The 19,019-nt window shown below is 66.9% G+C and carries 21 protein-coding genes and 2 pseudogenes; 16 read left to right on the top strand and 7 right to left on the bottom strand.

From position 1 onward, the window contains the following. The first annotated feature begins 23 nt into the window (after positions 1-23). The 5 genes and pseudogenes from QT17_RS07325 to QT17_RS15000 all read left to right on the top strand — a co-directional run bounded on the left by QT17_RS07325 (position 24) and on the right by QT17_RS15000 (position 3,734). Positions 24-425, top strand: a complete 402-nt coding sequence (locus QT17_RS07325; RefSeq protein WP_235283830.1) for a type IV pilin — start codon at positions 24-26, stop codon at positions 423-425. After that, positions 422-898: a prepilin-type N-terminal cleavage/methylation domain-containing protein gene (locus tag QT17_RS07330; RefSeq protein ID WP_039458458.1), complete on the top strand. Its 477-nt coding sequence runs from the start codon at positions 422-424 to the stop codon at positions 896-898. Before QT17_RS07325 ends, QT17_RS07330 begins: the two co-directional genes overlap by 4 nt. A gap of 12 nt (positions 899-910) precedes the next feature. After that, positions 911-1,807: a prepilin-type N-terminal cleavage/methylation domain-containing protein gene (locus tag QT17_RS07335; protein ID WP_039458461.1), complete on the top strand. Its 897-nt coding sequence runs from the start codon at positions 911-913 to the stop codon at positions 1,805-1,807. A gap of 566 nt (positions 1,808-2,373) precedes the next feature. After that, positions 2,374-2,559, top strand: a pseudogene (locus tag QT17_RS14995) (DUF4900 domain-containing protein); the annotation flags it as partial. Positions 2,560-2,783: 224 nt separating this feature from the next. Continuing rightward, entirely contained in the window at positions 2,784-3,734 is a 951-nt protein-coding gene (locus tag QT17_RS15000; RefSeq protein ID WP_369792376.1) for a hypothetical protein, read from the top strand. On the opposite strand, the gene QT17_RS07345 is transcribed toward QT17_RS15000, so the two are convergent. Together QT17_RS07345 and QT17_RS07350 are read right to left on the bottom strand one after the other, a co-directional pair. Further along, on the bottom strand, positions 3,728-4,354 hold the full coding sequence (locus tag QT17_RS07345) for a YkgJ family cysteine cluster protein (RefSeq protein WP_039458464.1): 627 nt from the start codon (positions 4,352-4,354) through the stop codon (positions 3,728-3,730). The genes QT17_RS15000 and QT17_RS07345 overlap by 7 nt on opposite strands. Then, positions 4,351-4,548, bottom strand: a complete 198-nt coding sequence (locus tag QT17_RS07350) for a hypothetical protein (RefSeq protein WP_052155184.1) — start codon at positions 4,546-4,548, stop codon at positions 4,351-4,353. Before QT17_RS07350 ends, QT17_RS07345 begins: the two co-directional genes overlap by 4 nt. Positions 4,549-4,571: 23 nt before the next feature. Between QT17_RS07350 and QT17_RS07355 the strand changes: the two genes are divergently transcribed. Genes QT17_RS07355 through QT17_RS07365 form a run of 3 tightly spaced genes read left to right on the top strand, consistent with a single transcriptional unit; the run spans position 4,572 to position 6,502 of the window. Beyond that, the gene (locus tag QT17_RS07355) at positions 4,572-5,060 is read left to right on the top strand and encodes a DinB family protein (RefSeq protein ID WP_039458466.1); all 489 of its coding nucleotides are present in this window, start codon (positions 4,572-4,574) and stop codon (positions 5,058-5,060) included. Positions 5,061-5,096: 36 nt separating this feature from the next. Beyond that, positions 5,097-5,492 (top strand): DUF3197 domain-containing protein, encoded by a 396-nt coding sequence (locus QT17_RS07360; RefSeq protein WP_039458469.1) that lies wholly within the window; start codon positions 5,097-5,099, stop codon positions 5,490-5,492. 59 nt (positions 5,493-5,551) lie between these two features. Then, positions 5,552-6,502 carry a zinc-binding dehydrogenase gene (locus QT17_RS07365; RefSeq protein WP_039458470.1) on the top strand — a complete coding sequence of 317 codons (951 nt, stop codon included), beginning with the start codon at positions 5,552-5,554 and terminating at the stop codon, positions 6,500-6,502. On the opposite strand, the gene QT17_RS07370 is transcribed toward QT17_RS07365, so the two are convergent. From QT17_RS07370 to rnhA, 3 genes are read right to left on the bottom strand one after another with little or no spacing between them, the layout of a single operon-like run. Further along, entirely contained in the window at positions 6,499-7,353 is an 855-nt protein-coding gene (locus tag QT17_RS07370) for a hydroxymethylglutaryl-CoA lyase (RefSeq protein ID WP_039458473.1), read from the bottom strand. The genes QT17_RS07365 and QT17_RS07370 overlap by 4 nt on opposite strands. Next, positions 7,350-9,011: an acyl-CoA carboxylase subunit beta gene (locus tag QT17_RS07375; RefSeq protein WP_039458476.1), complete on the bottom strand. Its 1,662-nt coding sequence runs from the start codon at positions 9,009-9,011 to the stop codon at positions 7,350-7,352. The genes QT17_RS07370 and QT17_RS07375 overlap by 4 nt, the downstream gene beginning before the upstream one ends. Before the next feature lie 24 nt (positions 9,012-9,035). After that, positions 9,036-9,524, bottom strand: coding sequence for a ribonuclease HI (gene rnhA, locus QT17_RS07380; RefSeq protein ID WP_039458479.1), 489 nt, complete (start codon positions 9,522-9,524; stop codon positions 9,036-9,038). 59 nt (positions 9,525-9,583) lie between these two features. On the opposite strand from rnhA, the gene QT17_RS07385 reads away from it, so the two are divergent. Then, positions 9,584-10,417: an IS982 family transposase gene (locus QT17_RS07385; protein WP_039454941.1), complete on the top strand. Its 834-nt coding sequence runs from the start codon at positions 9,584-9,586 to the stop codon at positions 10,415-10,417. A 14-nt stretch (positions 10,418-10,431) separates the two neighbouring features. On the opposite strand, the pseudogene QT17_RS07390 reads toward QT17_RS07385, so the two are convergent. Continuing rightward, positions 10,432-11,636: pseudogene (locus QT17_RS07390) on the bottom strand (MFS transporter). A 38-nt stretch (positions 11,637-11,674) separates the two neighbouring features. Further along, the gene (locus tag QT17_RS07395) at positions 11,675-13,390 is read right to left on the bottom strand and encodes a hypothetical protein (RefSeq protein WP_039458481.1); all 1,716 of its coding nucleotides are present in this window, start codon (positions 13,388-13,390) and stop codon (positions 11,675-11,677) included. A gap of 25 nt (positions 13,391-13,415) precedes the next feature. On the opposite strand from QT17_RS07395, the gene QT17_RS07400 reads away from it, so the two are divergent. Genes QT17_RS07400 through QT17_RS07425 form a run of 7 tightly spaced genes read left to right on the top strand, consistent with a single transcriptional unit; the run spans position 13,416 to position 19,018 of the window. Next, entirely contained in the window at positions 13,416-14,171 is a 756-nt protein-coding gene (locus QT17_RS07400) for a PP2C family serine/threonine-protein phosphatase (RefSeq protein ID WP_039458483.1), read from the top strand. Beyond that, on the top strand, positions 14,171-16,123 hold the full coding sequence (locus tag QT17_RS07405; RefSeq protein ID WP_039458486.1) for a protein kinase: 1,953 nt from the start codon (positions 14,171-14,173) through the stop codon (positions 16,121-16,123). The genes QT17_RS07400 and QT17_RS07405 overlap by 1 nt, the downstream gene beginning before the upstream one ends. After that, positions 16,120-16,764, top strand: coding sequence for a response regulator transcription factor (locus tag QT17_RS07410; RefSeq protein ID WP_039458639.1), 645 nt, complete (start codon positions 16,120-16,122; stop codon positions 16,762-16,764). The genes QT17_RS07405 and QT17_RS07410 overlap by 4 nt, the downstream gene beginning before the upstream one ends. Next, positions 16,739-18,040 (top strand): HAMP domain-containing sensor histidine kinase, encoded by a 1,302-nt coding sequence (locus QT17_RS07415; protein ID WP_039458489.1) that lies wholly within the window; start codon positions 16,739-16,741, stop codon positions 18,038-18,040. Before QT17_RS07410 ends, QT17_RS07415 begins: the two co-directional genes overlap by 26 nt. Before the next feature lie 24 nt (positions 18,041-18,064). Continuing rightward, positions 18,065-18,403 carry a hypothetical protein gene (locus QT17_RS15005; protein ID WP_369792374.1) on the top strand — a complete coding sequence of 113 codons (339 nt, stop codon included), beginning with the start codon at positions 18,065-18,067 and terminating at the stop codon, positions 18,401-18,403. 34 nt (positions 18,404-18,437) lie between these two features. Next, positions 18,438-18,599 carry a hypothetical protein gene (locus QT17_RS15010; RefSeq protein ID WP_369792375.1) on the top strand — a complete coding sequence of 54 codons (162 nt, stop codon included), beginning with the start codon at positions 18,438-18,440 and terminating at the stop codon, positions 18,597-18,599. Beyond that, positions 18,599-19,018 (top strand): hypothetical protein, encoded by a 420-nt coding sequence (locus QT17_RS07425; protein ID WP_039458492.1) that lies wholly within the window; start codon positions 18,599-18,601, stop codon positions 19,016-19,018. Before QT17_RS15010 ends, QT17_RS07425 begins: the two co-directional genes overlap by 1 nt. The last annotated feature ends 1 nt before the right edge of the window (position 19,019 follow it).

Consider the following 19,019-nt stretch of genomic DNA (forward strand, 5'->3'; position numbering starts at 1 on the left):
GACTTAGTTTGATGGAGCTCCTGGTGCTCCTCGCTATTTTGGCTGGGGTCTTGGCCATGGGGGCCCTGAACGGGCGACGGACCCTTTCAGGCCAAGAACAAGCGGCCTTCCTCAATACTCTCCAGAACGTTTTCTGGCAGGGGGCCACTGAGGCGGCGAGCCGGGGGGAAAACCTCACCTTGGAGCGGAATGGAAGCCGCTTGGAGTTGAAACGGGGGTCCACGGTGCTTCGCGCTTGGGATATTCCTCAGGGCGTAGTCCTTTCGCTCGGCGACGGTCCCATCGCCCGGTTTACGCCTCCAGGCAAGGTGCAGGATCCCCAAGGACGGCCCCTTTCCCAACCCCTCACTTTCACCGCCGCGGTAAACGGGAGAACCTACACCTACACCATTTCCCTCATCGGGGAGGCGAAGAGGGTACCATGAGAAAGAACCCGGGCTTAACCTTGTTGGAGGTGCTCATCGCCCTATCTATCCTTTCCCTCGTGTTATTGGCCTTTAACGCCGTTTTGGTTTCCAGCCTGCGGCAGACTTCCGTTTCCGGGGCGAGGACCCAGGCGGTACAAATCCTGAACTACGTTGGCCGCAGGATCGTAGGGGGAGATGCGGCCTTGCTTCCTGGGTCCACCCCCATCACCTACGGCTATGGGACGCTTCGCCAGGCATTTCCGGACCTCCCCCAGGAAGCTCGCTTTGCCAATCCTGACCTTTACCGGGTAGTGGTGAGCAACTTGGGAGCCCCGAGCTGGACTTCCTCCTTAGGGGTTAGCCTCAACGAGTACCGGATCCAGGTGTGCTGGCGGCAAAGTGGCCAGGAGTACTGTACGGAAGGAAGGACTTTTTCTGCGCCGCCTGCCGCCTCAGGATCCCCACCTCCACCCCTAGAGGGGGTTAACTAACGGGAGGGAACCATGCGGAAAACCTTTGGCTTCACCCTTTTGGAGCTTCTCCTGGCCTTGGCCATCTTGGCCACGGTTATGGCCATCGCCTACGGTGGAATGGTGCAGTTCATGGGCTTTCGCTCAGACGTGGACGCCGCAGCGGGTGCACAAGCTAAGCTACGCCGCATTGTGGAGGTGTTTACGCAGGATTTGCGGAGTGCGGTGTTCGGGGGGCTGGCCTCCACGCCCTATCCCACCGGCCAGGTCAGCGTTTCCTTCGCCCTTATTGAGGGAGGCGCAGGGTATCCCGTTTTGCCCCACGATAGCGGGAGCAACAACAGCTTCAAGCAAGCTGCGGAGGCCAAAATCCTGGTTTTGGCAAGCCAAGCCTCCGCCATAGGAATTTCCCCTGGGGATTACGTTCTCATGGTCAACGCCAACGGGGATGGGGTCATCCTTCCCGTCACGGGGGTGAACGCCGTGGGAGGGCAACCTAACCGTTGGCACGTGGTCCACGCGGGTTGCGGCAACACCATTGATTACACGCCCAATACCCTTCTCTTCCGGGTGCGTACCTTGGGGTTTAGGTACAACCCGAGCACGAAGGAACTGGTGTACCGCGAAGGTTCGGGGGGTGAGGTTCCCGTGGCGTTTAACCTGACCCGCTTCGCCATCGGTTACGTCTATGAGGCGGGGCAAGGGGAGGTGTTGGTGAACCCGCAAGGCTATGATTATGCCAACCCCACTGGGACGCCGCCATTTCAGATTACCCAGAATGGCAAGACGTATACCCTGAGGCGCCTTTCCCTAGTGTTGGGGACCGAGACGCCTTCCCGCGGCCGCACGGTGGACCGGGTGTACACGAGCCAGGTGGAGCTTTCCTCCAACACCCAGTACCAGGTGCGGCGCATTCTGCCTTGCCGATAGGAGGGAGGAGTATGCGGCAAAGAGGCATCGCTTTGGTCATCGCCCTGGCCACGGTGTTGGTGGTCTCGGGCATCGGCACCTTGCTTTTCCTGCGCACTTTGGGCGAAATTCGCCATAGCGGCCAAGACCAGGGCATTGTCCAGACCTTGATGCTGGCCCGGGGTGCGGCCAACGCTGGGGGTACCTTCTTGAGCACCACGGCGCGGGACCGTTTGAGCGTCATCGTGCGGGCCACGGCGAGCACCACGGACTGCTGGGCCTACGGGGGGAGCAACAACTGCCAAACGGGGGGCCAGCCCGACCCAGTGGCTGTGGCCCAGGCCCTTGCCACGGTGGCCACCCAGTTCCAAACCCAAGTGGATAACTACCTTTGCCCTAATGGAGCGCCCCGAAACCTTTCGCCTTCCGGCCTTAACGCCACGGTGACGTTGCGGGTCCACTTCACCCCTAGCGCTTGTGGCCAAAGCCTTCCCCCTAACACCCGCTTGGCGGAAGGGCGCTTTGTGGAGGGTGCGCCCCGGGGGGTGGGGAGCGGGGCTTCGCAAACGTATGCCCTGCCCTTTGTCATGGTGGCGGAGGCACGCCTTGGCCCCTACCGCCGCAACATCGTCCTGCAAGGGGAGTACCGCTTCACCGTGGGGCGGGCCAGCTTCGCCCGCTGGGCGCTTTTTACCAACGTGCATACCCTTCCTGACGGCACGGACGTTTGGTTCACCGACCGCACTCTTTTTGATGGGCCCGTTCACACCAATAGCCACTTCCGTTTTTACCGCCAGCCTTGGTTTGGGGGGGAGGTGACCAGCGCTGGATGCACCAATCCGGGGGACTCCAGTTGCAGCGGCCAGACGAGGCCTGGGGCCTATTTCTATGGGGTCAATGGGGGCAACTTGGTTCGGGCCAGCGATATGCAGCCTTCCGCCAGCGCTCCCTCTTACACCAACACTACGGCACCCACGCGCCGCAGTTCACCGCCGGGGTGGACTGGGGTGCGCCCTTCATTCCCCTTCCCCAGAACAACCAGGAGCAGAAAGAGGCGGCCCAGGCCGCGGGGCTTTACTTCCAGCGGACCATTACCTCTTTGCGCCTTTCCCGCAAATGCGTGAACGAAACCACGGGCTTGGAGGTGCCCTGTAGCTTGTCCCTTCCCGTGGGGGTGACCAAGTACCAGTACATAGAGGTCACCTACTGTGCAAACCGTAACTGCACGGACACGAACACGGAGACTTACCGCTACGGGGAGGACCGGAAGCTTTACCAAAAGGTAGGCCAAGGTCAGAACGCTTCCTGGCAGGTGGTTCAGCGCCAGGGGAGCGAGGTTTACTTTAACGGCGTCATCTTTACCGACGGGGCTATTCAAAGCCTAAAGGGACCGGACCGCACAGGCCCCAACGATCCGAACACGGCTGGACCGGCCCTGGCGGAGTTTGCCCAGATCACCGTGGCGGCCTCGGGGACGATCCAGATTGCCGGTGACCTCAAGTACGAAACACCCCCTTGCTCCGGCGTGCCGACCCGTAATCCGGATGGCACCGTAACCCCCGCTACCTGCGACAACCTCACCGCGAGGAACGTGCTTGGCGTCTATAGCCAGGATGGGGACGTGCTCATAGACAAAAGCGCTCCCCGTGACCTTCACATCCACGCTTCCCTTATGAGCGCCAAAGGGGTAGTGGCGGTGGAGAACTATAACACCATCCCCGAGAAGGGAAGCGTGTACCTCATTGGGGGCATTATTGAGAAGTACTACGGTGCTTTTGGCACGTTTAACGCCCAGACCGGGCGGAACTCCACCGGCTATGGCCGGGCCTTCACCTACGACCGCCGCTTCCTCCAAGGGGTGGCGCCTCCCTTCTTCCCCACCACGGGGCAGGACCAGGTGATAGGGGTTGCGGTCTTCAGCTACGGGCAACGGGAGCAGGTCTACTGAGGGGTTCCAGGTGGGGGGACCACCTGGAACCCCCACCGCCCCCCCAGGACCCCCAGGGCCTTTAGGTGGGTTTCCACCTCCTGTCGCTTCTTGGGAAGCCCCGTCAGGAGGAGGTAAAGGAGCCCCACCATCTCCCCCAGGAGCACGTGGCCGTAGCGCCTTGCCTCTTCTTCCCAAAGCGCTTCCATCCTGCGCCGGGCCATGCGCCAGGGCACGGGGAGGAAGTGCCCTTCAGGGGCCAAAGCCTCGGGGGCGCAGAGGGCGGGGTCGCCGGCGGTGAGGAGGCCCCGGCAGGCGAGGGGGCGGTGAGGGTAGACCCCGCAGAGCCCCCCTTCCAGGAAGGGGCAGGGGGTGCGGCTTCGGAAGAAGCGGCTTGGGAAGTCCTTTCGGTCCTTGCCCTGGGCTAAAAGGGCGAGGCGCCTTGGACCCTCCTCCAGGACCCGGTTCCTTTGCGCCTCCGTGAGGTGGGGGAGGAGGGCTTCTCCCTCGAGGCGGGAAAGGGTCACCAGGCCGAAGCAACAGGCGAAGCACCCCGCCCGGCAGGAGGGCGTTATGGCCTTCTTCGCCAGGTAGTCGGCGAGGTCCAGGTCCAGGTCGCGCCAGGCCTCCTCTGGGGTCATCGCCGCAGGCGGTAAACCCCCTTCCGGGGGTCAAAGGGGCAAGCGCGGGAAGCCACGTGGGGGCAGAAGCGCCCATGGCGGCGCACCTCCTCCGCCAGGCCCCGGGGGAGGCCGCAGGCGGGGCAGGCGGCGGGCCGCCGGGGCCAGAGGCGGTAAGCGAGGAGGACAAGCCCGAAAAGGACCAAGAGCTCCACGCCCTTTAGCTTAAACTAGAGCCATGCCCGCGCCCTTTTTGGAACCCCTAGTACCCGGGGTCTCCCCGGCTGTGTCCGCCTGGATTAGGGGCTTGGAGGAGGTGGCCCAGCACTTGGAGAAGTGGGCCTTTGACCTTCCCGAGGAGGCCTTCTGGTGGCGGCCCAAGGAGGGGGCGAACCCCATCGGCGGCCTGGTGCGCCACATCACGGGAAGCTCCTTGCGCCTCGCCTCCTACGCCCTCGGCCTGCCCCTTCCCGAGTGGGCCAAGCGGGGGCGGGAGTGGGAGCTGCAAGGGGAGGCGGAGCCCAAGGAAAGGGTGGTGGCCCGCTTCCGCGAGGCCTGGGAAAGCCTTGTTTCCGCCCTCAAGGAGGTGCGGGAGGAGGCCCTGGCCGAGGAGGTGGCCGTGGGCCACCTGGGGGCGAAGGCCCCCAGGGCCCACGTCCTCCACCACCTGGTGGAACACGCCCAGCACCACGCCGGCCAGGTGATTTACGCCCGCAAGCTCCTCTAGGGCGTTTGCCCTCCCCCTTGGGCGTAAGATGGAGGCATGGAACGCGTGGGCTTGCGTGCGGCGCCTAGGCTTACCCTGAAGGCCCTCGAGGAGGCCCTGCGGGGGGTCCGCCTCGCTGAGGCCAAGGTCTACCTCATCACCGACTGGCAGGACCGGAGGGACAAGGCCCGCTACGCCCTCCTCCTCCACGGGGGGAAGAAGGACCTCTTGGTCCCCGACGCCTTCGGCCCCGCCTTTCCCGGGGGGGAGGAGGCCCTGGCGGAGCTCGTGCGCCTCTTGCTCCAAGGCGGGGCGAGGAGGTTTTATGAGGCGGTGGTCTCCCCTGGGGAAATGACCGCCCTCTTAGACCTTCCCCCGGAGGAACTGGTGAAGCGGGTGGTGGCCGTTGCCAACCCCACGGACCCCGGCATCTACCTTAAGCGGGCGGCTTAGTGACCTCTTTGACAAAAAAGGGCCGAGACCTACGGTTAGGTTGAAGCCCGGAGGTGGCCATGCGCGCGGTGGTGCTCAAGGGGTTTGGCGGTTTGGAAATGTTGGAAGAGCGGGACCTGCCGGTGCCCGAGCCAGGGCCGGGTGAGGTTTTGGTAAAGAACCTGGCGGTGGCCGTGAACCCCGTGGACGCCAAGATCCGGGCCGCTGGCCGTTGGGCGGGGGTGGAACCCCCCTTCGTTCTGGGGTACGACGCCGCTGGGGTGGTGGCCAAGGTGGGCCCTGGGGTGAGGGACCTCCGGGAGGGGGACGAGGTCTACTACACCCCGGAGATCTTCGGCAACCCCCACGGGACGTACGCGGAGTACACCCCGGTGCCCGCCAACCTCGTGGCCCGGAAGCCCAAGAACCTCTCCTTCGCTGAAGCGGCGGCCATTCCCCTGGCGGGGGGAACCGCCTGGGAAGCGGTGGTGCGCCGCTTGGCGGTGCGCCCTGGGGAAGTGGTCCTCGTCATGGGGGGCGTGGGCGGCGTGGGTTCCTTTGCCGTGCAGTTTGCCAAGGCGGCCGGGGCCTTCGTCGTCGCCACGGCCAGCCGGGAGAACCTTCCCGTGCTCACCGAACTGGGGGCGGACCTCGCCCTGGACTACCGGGGCCCTTGGCAGGAGGAGGTGCTCCGGGCCACGGAGGGCCAGGGGGTGGACGCCGCCTTTGAGACGGCGGGGGAGAACCTGGTGGAGCGGGTGATCCCCGTGGTGCGTCCCTTTGGCCGCATCGCCACCATCCTGCCTCCCCAGGGGAACCTTTCCGGGCTCTACACCAAGAACCAGACCCTCTACGGGGTTTTCCTCACCCGGGAGCGGAAGCGGCTGGAGGAGATGCGCCCCCTCTTTGAGCGGGGCCAGGCGAAGCCCCTCCTCGCCGAGGTCCTGCCCTTCGGCTTGGAAAACCTGCGCAAGGCCCACGCCCGCATGGATTCGGGCCACGGGCGGGGGAAGGTCGTCCTGACTTTTTAGGCGTACCGGAGCTTAAGCCGCGCCGCCTCCTCCGCCAAATGGGGGAGGCGGCTTAGGTCCACCCCCGTGGCGAGTCCCCTGGCCTCCAGGAAGGGGAGGACCCTTTCCGTGGGCAGGTTGCCCACCAGTTCGTCCCCGGCGAAGGGGCACCCCCCCACCCCCGCCAGGGCCCCTTCCAACCAGAAGACCCCGGCCTCCAAGACGGCCTCCGCCTTGGCCAAGGCCTCTTCGGGCCGGGCGTGGAGGTGGGCCCCAAGCCCTTCGGGACCGAAGCGGGCCACGGCGGCCTCCAAAACGGCTCGGATCCTCTTCGCGTCCGCCACGCCGTAGGTGTCCGCCAGGGCGATTTCCCGCACCCCGAGCTCCCTTAGCCGGGCGATGGCCTCGAGGACCCTCTCCACGCTCCACGGGTCCCCGTAAGGGTTGCCGAAGGCCATGGAGAGGTAGACCACCAGGCCAAGCCGTCCCTCCACCGCCTGCACCATTTCCGCCACCAGGGGCCAGGACTCGGCGAGGGAGCGGTTGGTGTTCTTCCGCTGGAAGGTTTCCGAAAGGGAAAAGGGGTAGCCCACGTGGGTGAGGCGTTCTGCCTGGAGCGCCCTTTCCAAGCCTTTCTCGTTGGCCACGATGGCCAAGTAGGTGCGCCCCTCGGGGGGCGGAAGCGCCTTAAGCACCTCCTCGGCGTCTTGCATCTGGGGCACCCACTTGGGGGAGACGAAGCTGGTGAGGTCCAGATGGCGGAAGCCCGCCTGCAAAAGCTTCCTCAGGAAGACCACCTTCTCCTCGGTGGGGATGAAGCGGGAAAAGCCCTGCCAGGCGTCGCGGGGGCACTCCACCCACTTGGCGGTCATACCTGGAACACCCCCACCCTAAAAGGCTCCCGTTCCGGGTTAAGAGCGCAGGCCTCGAGGGCCTTGATGAGCCACTTCCGCGTCTCGTGGGGGAAGATCACCCCGTCCACCCAGAGCCTGGCCGCGGCGTAGCGGGGGTCTAGGGTTTCCTCGTACCGCCCCTTGATGCGCTCGTAGAGCACCTTGAGCTCCTCGTCCGAGGGCTCTTGGCCTTGGCGCTTAAGCTTTTCCACCTCCAGCTCCAAAAGCGTCTTCGCCGCCTGCGCCCCTCCCATCACCGCATACCTGGCGCTGGGCCAGGCGAAGAGGAAGCGGGGGGCGTAGGCCTTGCCCGCCAGGGCGTAGTTCCCGGCCCCGAAGGAGCCCCCGAGGATCAGGGTGATCTTGGGCACCACGGAGTTGGAGACGGCGTTCACCAGCTTGGCCCCGCGGCGGATGATCCCTGCCTGCTCCGCCTCCTTGCCCACCATGAACCCCGTCACGTCCTGGAGAAAGAGGAGGGGGATGTTCATCTGGTTGACCTCGAGGATGAACCGCGCCGCCTTGTCCGCCGCCTCGGGATAGATGACCCCGCCCACCTCAATCCGCCCCTTCTTCTTGAGGACGAGGCGCTGGTTGCCCACGATCCCCACGGGGAAGCCGCCGATGCGGGCGAAGCCCGTGACCAGGGTCTCCCCGTAGGGGGCCTTGTACTCCAAGAACTCCGAGCCGTCCACGATGCGGGCGATCACCTCCCTTAGGTCGTAGGGCCGGGAGCCGTCGGGGGAGATGAGGCCGTAGAGGTCCTCTATGGGGTAAAGGGGCTCCTTGGGTTCCTTGCGCCCCTCGGCCCAGGGGGCGAGGCGGGGGGGCGGGTAGAGGGCGGCGAGTTGCCTTATGCGCTCCAGGGCCGCCTCGTCCGTGGGCTCGTGGAAGTCCACGGTGCCCGAGACCTCCGCGTGCATCCTGGCCCCCCCGAGCTCCTCCGAGGAAACCTCCTGGCCGATGGCCGCCTTCACCAAGGCGGGCCCCGCCAGGTAGAGCCCGCTCCCCTCGGTCATGATGAGGACGTCGGTCATCACCGGCAGGTACGCCCCCCCGGCCACGCAGTTGCCCATGATGGCGCTGATCTGGGGAATGCCCAGGGCGGACATGCGGGCGTTCAAGTAGAAGATGCGGCCGAAATCGTCCTGGTCGGGGAAGACCTCGTCCTGTAGGGGTAGGAAGACCCCGGCGGAGTCCACCAGGTAGACCGTGGGGATGCGGTTTTCCAGGGCCATGGTCTGGGCCCGGATCACCTTCTTGGCGGTGATGGGGAAGAAGGCCCCCGCCTTCACCGTGGCGTCGTTGGCGATGATCATCCAGTCCCGACCCTGGATCTTCCCGATCCCCGTGACCACCCCGCCCGCCGGGGCCCCACCCCACTCCTCGTACATGCCGTAGCCGGCGAAGGCCATGAGCTCGTAGAACTCCGTGCCCGGGTCTATGAGCCTCTGGATCCGCTCCCGGGCGGTGAGGCGTCCCTTTTGGTGCTGGCGCTCTATGGCCCTGGGGCCGCCTCCTTGACGCACCTTGTCCAGGCTTTCCTTGAAGTCCCGCACCAGGGCCACCCAGGCGTCCTTGTTGGCCTTGAAGGCGGGGTTTTCCCGGTCCTCGGGGCGGAGGGCGGTTTCCAGCATGGCTTGAGTATAACGCTTTTTCGCCTATGAGGAAAAAAGCGTGCCTTCAGGGGGTGGGGGGCAGGGGAGGCCCTTCCGTTTCTCCTCCTCCGCCCGGCGACGGGCCTCCCGGTCCACCCGTTCGTTTTCCGGGTGGCCGGCGTGGCCCTTCACCCAGTGGAAGCGCACCCGGTGGGGGGTCATGGCCTTAAGGAGGGCCTTCCAGAGGTCTTGGTTTTTCACGGGGGCCCCTTCCGCCGTCCGCCAGCCGTTCATTTGCCACCTATCCAACCACCCCTCGGCGAAGGCCCGCTCCAGGTACTGGCTGTCCGTGTAGAGGTCCACCTCGCAGGGCTCCTTAAGCGCCAAGAGGCCCTCCACCGCCGCCTTGAGCTCCATACGGTTGTTGGTGGTGCAGGGCTCCCCCCCCGAAAGGAGCTTCTCCCGGCTTCCATGGCGGAGGAGGGCCGCCCACCCCCCAGGGCCCGGATTTCCCAGGGAGGCCCCGTCGGTGAAAAGCGCCACCCGCTTCACGCCTATAGCCTAACCCAAGTTGCTACCTATCCCCTGGATCTGAAAAAATAGTGGCCGCTATGCTTTCCCGTCTCATAGCGGCCTTTTGCATTATAGACGACGCCCTGCAAGCCATGGGCTACAAGGATGACCCCCAAGCCAAAACGCCCGCCTCCGCCATCCTCACCCTCGCCCTCCTTGCCGCCCTAGAGTTCGGCGGCAAGCACAACAAGGCCCTGGCCCTCGCCAAAGACCTCGGCCTCTTCACCCACGTCCCCTCCCCAAGCCGCTTCAACCGCAGGCTCCACGCCCTCTACCCCCTCCTTCTCCCCCTCCTCCACCTCCTGGCCCAGGTCTGGAAGCACCTCCACCAGGCCCAGGCGTATGCCTTGGACACCTTCCCCCTCCCCGCCTGCGAGAACATCCGCGCCCCCCGCTCCCGCCTCTTCCCGGACAAGGCCTACCGCGGCTTCATCCCCAGCAAGCGGGTCTACTTCCACGGCCTCAAGCTCCACCTCCTGGTGGACGACGGGAAGTTCGTCCACGAGGTGAACCTGACCCCGGGGAGCTTCCACGACCTCGCTTCGCTTCTCCTCCTTCCCCTGGACCTTCCCGAGGGGGCGGAGCTCTACCTGGACCGGGGGTACGAGAGCCATCTGTACGAGGACCTCCTCCGGGAGGCCCAGGAGGTTGTTCCCATGGTCATCCGCAGGAGGAACAGCCGGCGGTATCTCCCTTGGATGCAGTACCTGGCCATCGTGGGGCGGAGGGTGGTGGAGACGGTGGGGAGCATGCTCCATCACCTCTTCCCCAGGCGCATCCACGCCGTGACCCAGGAGGGTTTCGTCATCAAAGTTCTCACCTTCGTCCTGGCCCATAACATCAGTCTCCTGACCCAGAAGATGGCTGGGTAGCAACTTGGGTTAGCCTACGCCTCTTGCGTTTTGCGCCCTTCCCTCGGGGCGGGGATGCCCCCGGTGAGGAGGGTATAGGTGGCGGCGAAGCTCACCCCGAGCCCCGCCAGGAGGAAGACCGTGGGGGCGCCCAAGGGGCCCTCGAGGGCCCCGCCCAGCATGGTGCCGATGAACACGGCGGCGTTCATCACCGCGCCGAAGGCGGCGAAGATCCGCCCCCGCATCTCCTGGGGGGTGTTGAGCTGCAGGATGGAGCGGGCGGGGACGATGAAGGCCATGTTCAGGAAGCCGCCCACGAAGAAGGCCAAAAGCACCCAGGCGAAGACGGGGAAAAGCCCCACGGAGGCCTCAAAGAGGCCGAAGAGCAGGAGGGCGAGGAGGAAAAGCCTTTCGCGGGGAACCTTGGCCAAAAGCCGGGGCAGGGCGAGCCCCCCCAGGATGGCCCCCAGGGCCATGGCCGCCTCCATGAAGCCAAGCCCGCGGAGCCCACCTGGAGCCACTTTATGGCCAATACCACCCCCAAGGCGGTTTCCACCGATCCGAAGGCGGCGGCGGCGAAGAGGGTGCCCACGGCCCGGCGGATGGAAGGAGTCTGCCAAAGGTGCCCCAGGCCCTCCTTGACCCGGGCGAAGAAGCCCGCCTTGGGCATCCGCTCCGGCTTCAGGGAAGGAAGCCCCAGGAGGAGGAGCCCGGAGGCCAGGTAGGTGGCGGCGTCCAGATAAAAGGCGTAGGCGGGCCCCACCGCCGCCACCAAGACCCCCGCCGCCCCCACGAAGAGGACCTCGGAAAGCCGGTCGGCCAGGAGGATGAGGCTGTTGGCCTCGTCCACCTCCTCCTTGGGCACCAGGTCCGGCACCACGGCGTTTTGGATGGGGTCGTGGAGGTTGCGGAGGAGCTCTATGAGGAAGACCAAGAGGAGCAAAAAGGGCAGGCTCTTCGCCCCCAAAAGGGGGATGAGGGCCACCAAGGGGGCCCTGAGGAGATCCGACCAGACCAGAAGGCGCTTGCGGTCTTGGGTGTCGGCCCAGGCGGAGAGGAGGGGGGAGAAGACCACGGTGCCCAGGAGTTGCACCCCCAGGGTCAAGGACACCCACAGGGCGTTCTCCGTGAGAAGGTAGATGAGGACGAGAAGGGCCACCCGGTGGATCTTGCTGCCCGCCTGGGAGACCAGGTAGGCCAGGAGGAGCCGGGCGAAGCTTTTGTGCCGGAGTGCCTTCATATAACCCCCTTCTCCGGGATTATACCAGGGTATCCCGGTTAGGGGGTTGCCACCACCAAGTAGGCGAGGCGTTTTCCCTCCCGGGCCAGAACCACGTTGCCTTCGGGAAGGCGGTAGACCAGAAGGTCTTTAAGCCGTTTGGGGATTTCCCCCGCTTGCCCCACGTAGACCACGTCTTCTTTGAGGCGAAGGGAGAGGACGGTTGGCCCGAACCGCAGGGCCACGGGCTCAGGGGTGAGGGAAAGGAGGTGCACTTCTCCCCCTAAGGTTTCCCGGGTGGGCGGGCGGCGGCCCAGGTACTCCCGCAGGGCTTCCGCCAGGGTTTGCGCCTCCTTCTCCAGCCCCAGGGCCTGGCCCACCTGCAGGAGGGGTGGGGTGGGGTCGGCGGGGCCCAGGCGCCTTAGGGTGAGTTCCAAAAGCTTTCGGGCGAAGTCCTGCAGGGCTTCCTCGGTGGCCTGGCGGAACTTTTCCGCGAGCTCCTTGCCAAAGCCTTGGGGCTGGAACTCGCCCTTGAGCTTGGCGGAAAGGGCGCGAAGAAGGCGCAAATGGGCGTAGTCCCCTTCCGGGCTTAGGAGCCGGGCCAGGAGGCGGCCTTCGGCCAAGAGCTCGTAGAGCCTAAGGCCGCTTCGCGCCTCCAGGCGGAGGTGCAAGAGCTCCCCTTCCCTCACCGCCCAGACCTCGAGGTCCTCCCAGGGCACCACTAAGGCCTCCTCCAAGACGTGGTCCTCCCCGCCGAGGCCCAGGTGCCAGACGCCCTCCACCTGGCTTAGGGTGAGGACCAAGGGCCCCAAGGGGATGCGGCCTGGGGCGAGGGGAAGGGTGAGGAGGCCTTCTTCCCCATGGCCGGGCTCGGGCACCCAGGGCCAGGGGGTTTCCCCTTGGGGGGTGGGGAGGAGGTTGAGGAGGGCGAGGACCTTCTCCGAGGCCACTTGGAAGCGGCGCTTTTCTTCCTCCAGAAGGAGCTCCCGCCGCCTTTCCTCCAGAGCCTCTTTCTTCAGGCGTTCTTCCAGGCGGGCGATCTCCTGGGCGCTGGCCCCAAGCCGCCGCGCCTCCTCCAGGGCCCGCCGCAGGGCGAGGAGGTCCCGCTTGGGGGGAAGGCCGTAGGCTTCTTCCCACTCCAGGAGGCGGTTGAGGAAGCGGCGGAGATAGGCCCGGGTTTCCTCTGGGGGTAAGGGGAGGTCTTGGGGGATGTGCAGGGCGGTTTCCAAGAACTCCAGGAGGAGGCCCTCCGCCACCTTGGGGTCCTCCAGGTCCAGAAGGCTCTCCGAGAGGGAAGGGATGGGGTGGGTGGGGGCGAAGCGGGAGAGGTTGAAGTCCCGCTTGAAGCCCTCCTTTTCCCGGTAGTCCGGGTAGTTTTGCAAGAAGGCGTGGATGAGCCTGAGCTCCTCCCGCCTACCCGTGAGGAGGTCCTTGGCCCGGGCCTTCACCTCCCGCTCCACCCAAAGCCGCCACACCTTCTCGGCGAGGGCCTTGAGGACGGGGGCGGCGTCGGGCAGGGCCGGGGTTTCCGGCTCCTCGGGGACCAGGATGGGAAGCTCGGGGGGAGGTGGGGGGGGCTCGAGGCTTCCCCTTAGGGCCCGGAAGCGGGCGTCCGCCTGGCGGAAGCGCTTGGCCAGGGGGCCAGGGAGGCGGGCCTGCGCCAACAGGGCCCTTAGCTGCAAAAGCGCCTTCTTGCCCCCCTTGGGGGTGCGGCCTGCCACCAGGTCCTCCACCCGGTACTCGTAGAGGTCCACCAGGTCGGCCAGGTGCTCCACCCCTCCATCCTATACAATGAGGCCGATGCGCCTGGCTCCCCGGTTCAGCGTGGCCGCCGTGTCCCACGTGGGCCGCCGCCAAAACAATGAGGACTTCCACCGCGTTTTGCGCTTGGAAGTGCCGCAAGGAAACCTTTTGCTCTTGGCGGTGGCGGACGGGATGGGGGGCCTCGAGGCGGGGGAGTGGGCGAGCAAGGTGGCCATTGAGGCCTTGTCCGAGGCGGTTCGGGCTTACGCCGAGCACTTACGCACGGGCCGGCCCGCGGTGGGGCTTCCCAAGGTGATGGAAAAAGCCTTTACCTTGGCCCAGAGACGGGTGGAGAAGGAAGCGGAAAAGCCCGGGCGAAAGGGGATGGGGACCACCCTCACCGCCTTCCTCTACGCCGACTGGCTCAAGGAGGGGGTGGTGGGGCACATCGGGGACTCCCGGGCTTACCTCATGGGGCTCGGGGGGCTTAAGCGCCTTACGGAGGACCACTCCTGGGTGGCAGAAAGGCTTAAAGAGGGGGTCCTCACCTCCACCGAGGCCGAGCGCCACCCCTACCGCCACGTTCTCACAAGGGCCCTGGGCTTGCCCGAGGCCCGGTTTGACCTCGTCCCCGTGCGCCTCGCTCCCGGGGAGGGGGTTTTGCTGGCCACGGATGGGCTTTATGGACTGGTACCCGAGGAGGAGTGGGTCTTGGGCAAGGACTTGCAGGGGAGCCTCGAGGCCCTCTTGGCCGAGGCCCTCCGCCGGGGCGGGGACGACAACGTCACCGCCGTGGCCTTGCGGGTGGAGTGATGCACGGGCTTTTGGCGTTTCTCTTGGTTCTCCTCACCGCCCTATTGGCGGCGCGGCTTTCCCCGTGGCCCCTCTTGTTCCTCCTCGCCCTGCTCGCCGGAGCGGGGGTGGCCACGGGGGTGAGGGCGGAGGTGGTCCTGCCTTGGATTCTCCTCCTTCTGGGTACCTTGGCGGCCCCCCGGGTCTACCTGGGGCCGAGGCGGAGGCCCACCCGCCGCCCGGCCAAGGCGGCCAAACGGGAGGGGCCCAAGACCACGGAGGAGACCCAGGCCCTTTCCCAACGCTACGAGATCCTGGAAAAGGTGGGCGTGGGGGGGATGGCCACGGTCTACAAGGCCAAGGACAAGAAGACGGGCCGCCTGGTGGCCTTAAAGGTTCCCCAGGAGCGCTTTGTGGGCGACCCCCGCTTCGTGCGCCGCTTCCACCGCGAGGCGGAGGTCTTGGCCAAGCTGGACCACCCCAACATCGTCAAGGTTTACGATCACGGCCAGGTGGACGGGGTCCACTTCATCGCCATGGAGTTCTTGGAAGGGGAGGGCCTGGACAAGCTCATTGAGGAAAGGCGCATAAGCCTTCCCCAGGCCACGGCCATCCTGGCCCGGGTGGCGGACGCCTTAAAGCACATCCACGCCCAGGGCATCGTCCACCGAGACATCAAGCCGGGGAACATCATGGTCCTCAAAGGGGCCCTTCGGGAAGATGGGGTGGACCCCCGGGGCGTGCGCCTCATGGACTTCGGCATCGCCGCCGGCAAGGTCTTGACCCGGCTCACCATCACCGGGGCCCGCATCGGCACCCCCGTTTACATGAGCCCGGAGCAGGCCAAGGGGCAGAAGCTGGACCACCGCTCGGACATCTACTCCCTGGGCATCGTGCTCTACGAGGCCCTCACGGGCCAGCCCCCCTTCACGGGCGGGTATGAAACGGTGATCCACCAGCAGATCTTCCAGGTGCCCACCCCGCCCAAGCAGCTTAGGCCCGAGATCCCCCAGGCCCTTTCCGACCTGGTGCTAAAGATGCTGGAGAAGGACCCCGCCAAGAGGCCCAGCCTGGACGAGGTGATCCGGGGCCTTATGGGCCCGTGGGAGGAGGAGAAGGGCCTGCCCCATCCCTTCTACCTCCTCCTCGGGGTGGAGGCCAAAAAGGGAAGCGTGCGCCTTGTGGACCTGGAGGGCACCGCCGCTAGGCTCATCTCCGGTATCGGCTCCGCCCCCGGCCACTTCTCCGCCCCGCCCCTTTCCGTGGCCGCCGACCCGGAAGGGGGGATTTGGGTTTCCGTGTTTGAGCATGGGGCCAAGCTCCTCCACCGCTTCTCCCCGGAAGGGGAGCTTCTCCTTTCCACCGGGCCTTACGGGATGAAGCCCGGGGAGTTCCTCTTCCCCGCCTCCTTGGCGGTGGCGGACGGGGCACTATACGTCCTGGACGCCGAAACCGCCACCCTAAGCCGCCTGGACCTGGGGGGGCGGTACCAGGGGCGCTTCGGCGGGCAGGGCCCCGGGCGGGGCACCTTCCAAGACCCCAAGGCCCTGGTGGCGGCGGGGGGGTTCCTCTTCGTCCTGGACTACGGCAACCGCCAGGTGCAGCGCCTGAGCCTGGACGGGCGCTACCTTTCCCGCTACGCCTTCCGCCGCGCGAGGGACAGCGAGGAGCTCAGGCTTCTGGGGGGCGTGGGGGCGGACGGGGAGCGGCTTTACCTCTACGACGTGGAGGCGGCCAAGGTGCGGGTGGTGGACCTCGCGGGCAACCTCCTCGCCTCCTGGCCCTTGCCCCTTTTGGAGGGGGAAGACGCCCGGAGCCTGGTGGAGCTTCTGCCCTTTGAGGGCGTTCTCTACGCCGCCCGCAGGGGCTCAGGCCGCCTCCACCGCCTGGACCTCAAGACCGGGGAGGCGCTTCCGCCCCTGGAGGTCTACGCCCCGGTGCGGGCCTTGGCCCTTTGGCGGAACCCGGCATGAGGGTCTTGGTGGTGGAGGACGATCCAGGGGTGCGGGAGGCCCTGGCCTTGGGGCTTTCCCTGGAGGGGCACGAGGTGAAGGCGGTGGAAACCCCCAAGGAGGCCCTGGCCCTCCTGCCCTGGGCGGAGGCGGTGGTGCTGGACGTCCTCCTGCCGGAAGGGGATGGGTTTTCCCTCCTCAAGGAGATCCGGGCCCGCTCGGAGGTGTCGGTGCTCATGCTCACCGCCTTGGATGCGGTGGAGTGGCGGGTGAAGGGCTTGAGGGAGGGGGCGGACGACTACTTGGTGAAGCCCTATAGCCTCCAAGAGCTTTTGGCCCGCCTCGAGGCCCTAAGGCGGCGGGCGCAAAGGCCCGAGGGAGTCTTGGCCTACAAGGAAATCCGCCTCTACCCAAGGCGCATGGAGGCCTACCGGGGGGCGCGGCGGCTTAACCTTTCCCCCAAGGCCTTTCTCCTCCTCAAGGCCTTCCTGGAGGCCCCCGAGGAGGTGCTTTCCAAGGAAGCCCTGATGCTCAAGGTCTGGGGCGAGGTGGTGGAGCCCGCCACCTTGGAGGTCCACCTCTCCGCCCTGCGCAAGGCCCTGGGGGAGCCGAGCCCCATCCAGACCCTCCGCGGCTATGGCTACCGCCTTTTCCTCCCTTAGGGGGAGGCTTTTCGCCCTCCTCTTCCTGGCCCTCCTCCTTTTGGCCTTTCCCCTCGCCCTCCTCTCGGCCAAGGAGGCGGAGCGGGCGGCCACGGAGGACCTCAGGCGGGCCCTTTTCACCCGGCTTTTCCTCCTGAAGGAGGAAGGTCCCAAGGGGGAGGCGGCCCTCTTGGCGGAGCTCTTCCGCCTGGGCCAGGTCTATGGGGGTGGGGTGGGGTTCGTGGTGGGGGAGGAGGTGCGCTCCACGGAGCTCGCTCCCCTGGCCCTTCCCCCCGCCCTCCTTTCCGCCCTGGCCGAGGGGCGGACCTACCAGGGGGTGTGGTGGGGGGTGCTCTACGTGGCCCTGCCTTGGGAGGGCGGGGGGTTCGGCCTGGCGGTGCCCCTGGAGGGGGTGGCGGGGCTCGGGCGGCGCCTCCTCCTCCTCTACGCCACCTGGGGGGGCGGGGTACTCCTTCTGGTCTACGCCTTGGCCGCCCTGGGGTTTTCCTGGGCCTTGAGGCCGCTGAGGGACCTCGCCCGCGCCCTTAAGGACCGAAGCCCTGAAGACCTCTCCCCCTTGCCCCGGCCTCCCGTGGCTGAGCTTGTGCCGGTGGTGGAGGCGATGAACGGCCTCCTAGCCCGGGTGCGGGCGCTTTTGGAGGAGCTTTCCGAGAAGGAGGCCCTGGCCCGGCGCTTCGCCCGCCATGCCTCCCACGAGCTCAGGAACCCCTTGGCCGCCCTGAAGGGGTACCTGGAGGTCCTGGCCCGCAAAGGGGAGCCCAAGGCCTTGGAGGGAGCCTTGCGGGAGGCGGGCCGCCTCGAGGCCCTCCTCTCCGGCCTCCTCCGCCTTTCCCAGGTGGAGGCCACCCCCTTGCGCCTAAGGCCCTTGAGCCTCGCCGCCTTCCTGCGGGAGCGGGGCGTGGAGGTGGCGGGGGACGCGGAGGTCCTGGCGGACCCCGAGCTTTTGGCCTTGGCGGTGGAGAACGTCTTGGAAAACGCCCGCCGCCACGGCAAGCCCCCGGTGCGGGGGGAAATCCTGAAGGAGGGCCAAGGCGTCTGGCTTTGGCTCGTGGACGGGGGGCCGGGCTTCCCGGAAAGCCTCCTCCCCCGGGTTCTGGAGCCCTTCGTCCACGGGGGGCGGGGCACGGGGTTGGGGCTCGCCCTGGTGGCGGCGGTGGCCCGGGCCCACGGGGGGAAGGCGGTGGCGGCGAACCGGGACGGGGCGGCGGTGGGGCTTTTCCTGCCTTTGGCTTCGCTTAAGGTTCCCCCCGCTGCGGGCTTTGGGGAAGGGGGCTAGGCTTGGGCGTGGAGGTGATGGGGTATGCGGAAAGCGGTATTCGGACTCCTTCTTCTGGCGGGCCTGGCTTTGGCCCAAGGGGCGGACTACCGGCAGGCGGCCTTGGCGGCCTCGGCCTTGGCCCGGCTCCAGGCGGTGGCCCAAAGCGCCCAGGGCGAGGCCAAGCTCCTGGACTGGGCCAAGGGGGTGCAGGCCCGGGCGGAAAAGGACTTTGAGGCCAAGGCCTACTTCAAGGCGGCCCGGGAGGCCCAAGCGGCCCTCCTCCTCTACCGGGGGGGCCCAAGGGGAGCCCCAAGTGCGGACCCCCGCCCGCCCTGGGTTCCACCGCGGCCACGGCCCTTGGGACTGGGGGTGGAGGGCTAAGGCGCCCCAGTGGGCGGAGCGGGCGAGGCTCGCCGTGAACCGGGCGGAGAAGGAGCTCGCCTACTACCGCGCCCAAGACGCCTTGGTGAAGGACCTGGTGGCGGAGGCCAAGGCTAGGTTGGAAAAGGAGCCGGGTAGGGCCTTCCTCCTAGCCCGGGCGGCCTTGGCCCTCATCTCGGCGGAGCGAGGCTTCTGATGCGCGGGCTCGCCCTTCTCTGCAAGGTAGCCCCTTGGGGGCTGACCCTCTTGGGCCTGGCCTGGGCCCAAGGAGGGGAGGAGCGGGCCCTCGTCCGGTGCCTCGAGGTGGTGCGGACCCTGGAGGTGCAGGCCCTTTACCGGGAGGACGGGGCGGTTCTGGTCCTTCTGGGCCGGGACCGCCCCCTCCTCCTCCTGGCCCTGGAGGGGGGAAGGCCCATGCCCCATGCGGGCCTCCCCCGGGGCCGCCCCATGGGCAGGCGCCCCCTTCCCTTCCTCCGGGAGCTCACCCTGGCCCGCTTCGTGGCGGTGGGGGAAGGGGAGTACCGTTGCTTCGTTCTCCACCGGGGCCGGGTGGTGGGGGTTTTGCGCCTGGCGAAGGACTTCACCCCGTTACCCTTGGAAGGCTTTTCCCCTTGAG

The sequence above is a fragment of the Thermus sp. 2.9 genome, assembly GCF_000794385.1.
GTDB lineage: Bacteria > Deinococcota > Deinococci > Deinococcales > Thermaceae > Thermus > Thermus thalpophilus.

Excerpts from the sequence above, each read along its gene's own strand:
- QT17_RS07330 (WP_039458458.1), top strand. The coding sequence starts at position 422 with ATGAGAAAGAACCCGGGCTTAACCTTGTTGGAGGTGCTCATCGCCCTA.
- QT17_RS07335 (WP_039458461.1), top strand. The coding sequence starts at position 911 with ATGCGGAAAACCTTTGGCTTCACCCTTTTGGAGCTTCTCCTGGCCTTG.
- QT17_RS07345 (WP_039458464.1), bottom strand. The coding sequence starts at position 4,354 with ATGACCCCAGAGGAGGCCTGGCGCGACCTGGACCTGGACCTCGCCGAC.
- QT17_RS07355 (WP_039458466.1), top strand. The coding sequence starts at position 4,572 with ATGCCCGCGCCCTTTTTGGAACCCCTAGTACCCGGGGTCTCCCCGGCT.
- QT17_RS07360 (WP_039458469.1), top strand. The coding sequence starts at position 5,097 with ATGGAACGCGTGGGCTTGCGTGCGGCGCCTAGGCTTACCCTGAAGGCC.
- QT17_RS07365 (WP_039458470.1), top strand. The coding sequence starts at position 5,552 with ATGCGCGCGGTGGTGCTCAAGGGGTTTGGCGGTTTGGAAATGTTGGAA.
- QT17_RS07370 (WP_039458473.1), bottom strand. The coding sequence starts at position 7,353 with ATGACCGCCAAGTGGGTGGAGTGCCCCCGCGACGCCTGGCAGGGCTTT.
- QT17_RS07375 (WP_039458476.1), bottom strand. The coding sequence starts at position 9,011 with ATGCTGGAAACCGCCCTCCGCCCCGAGGACCGGGAAAACCCCGCCTTC.
- QT17_RS07385 (WP_039454941.1), top strand. The coding sequence starts at position 9,584 with ATGCTTTCCCGTCTCATAGCGGCCTTTTGCATTATAGACGACGCCCTG.
- QT17_RS07400 (WP_039458483.1), top strand. The coding sequence starts at position 13,416 with ATGCGCCTGGCTCCCCGGTTCAGCGTGGCCGCCGTGTCCCACGTGGGC.
- QT17_RS07405 (WP_039458486.1), top strand. The coding sequence starts at position 14,171 with ATGCACGGGCTTTTGGCGTTTCTCTTGGTTCTCCTCACCGCCCTATTG.
- QT17_RS07410 (WP_039458639.1), top strand. The coding sequence starts at position 16,120 with ATGAGGGTCTTGGTGGTGGAGGACGATCCAGGGGTGCGGGAGGCCCTG.
- QT17_RS07415 (WP_039458489.1), top strand. The coding sequence starts at position 16,739 with ATGGCTACCGCCTTTTCCTCCCTTAGGGGGAGGCTTTTCGCCCTCCTC.
- QT17_RS15005 (WP_369792374.1), top strand. The coding sequence starts at position 18,065 with ATGCGGAAAGCGGTATTCGGACTCCTTCTTCTGGCGGGCCTGGCTTTG.
- QT17_RS07425 (WP_039458492.1), top strand. The coding sequence starts at position 18,599 with ATGCGCGGGCTCGCCCTTCTCTGCAAGGTAGCCCCTTGGGGGCTGACC.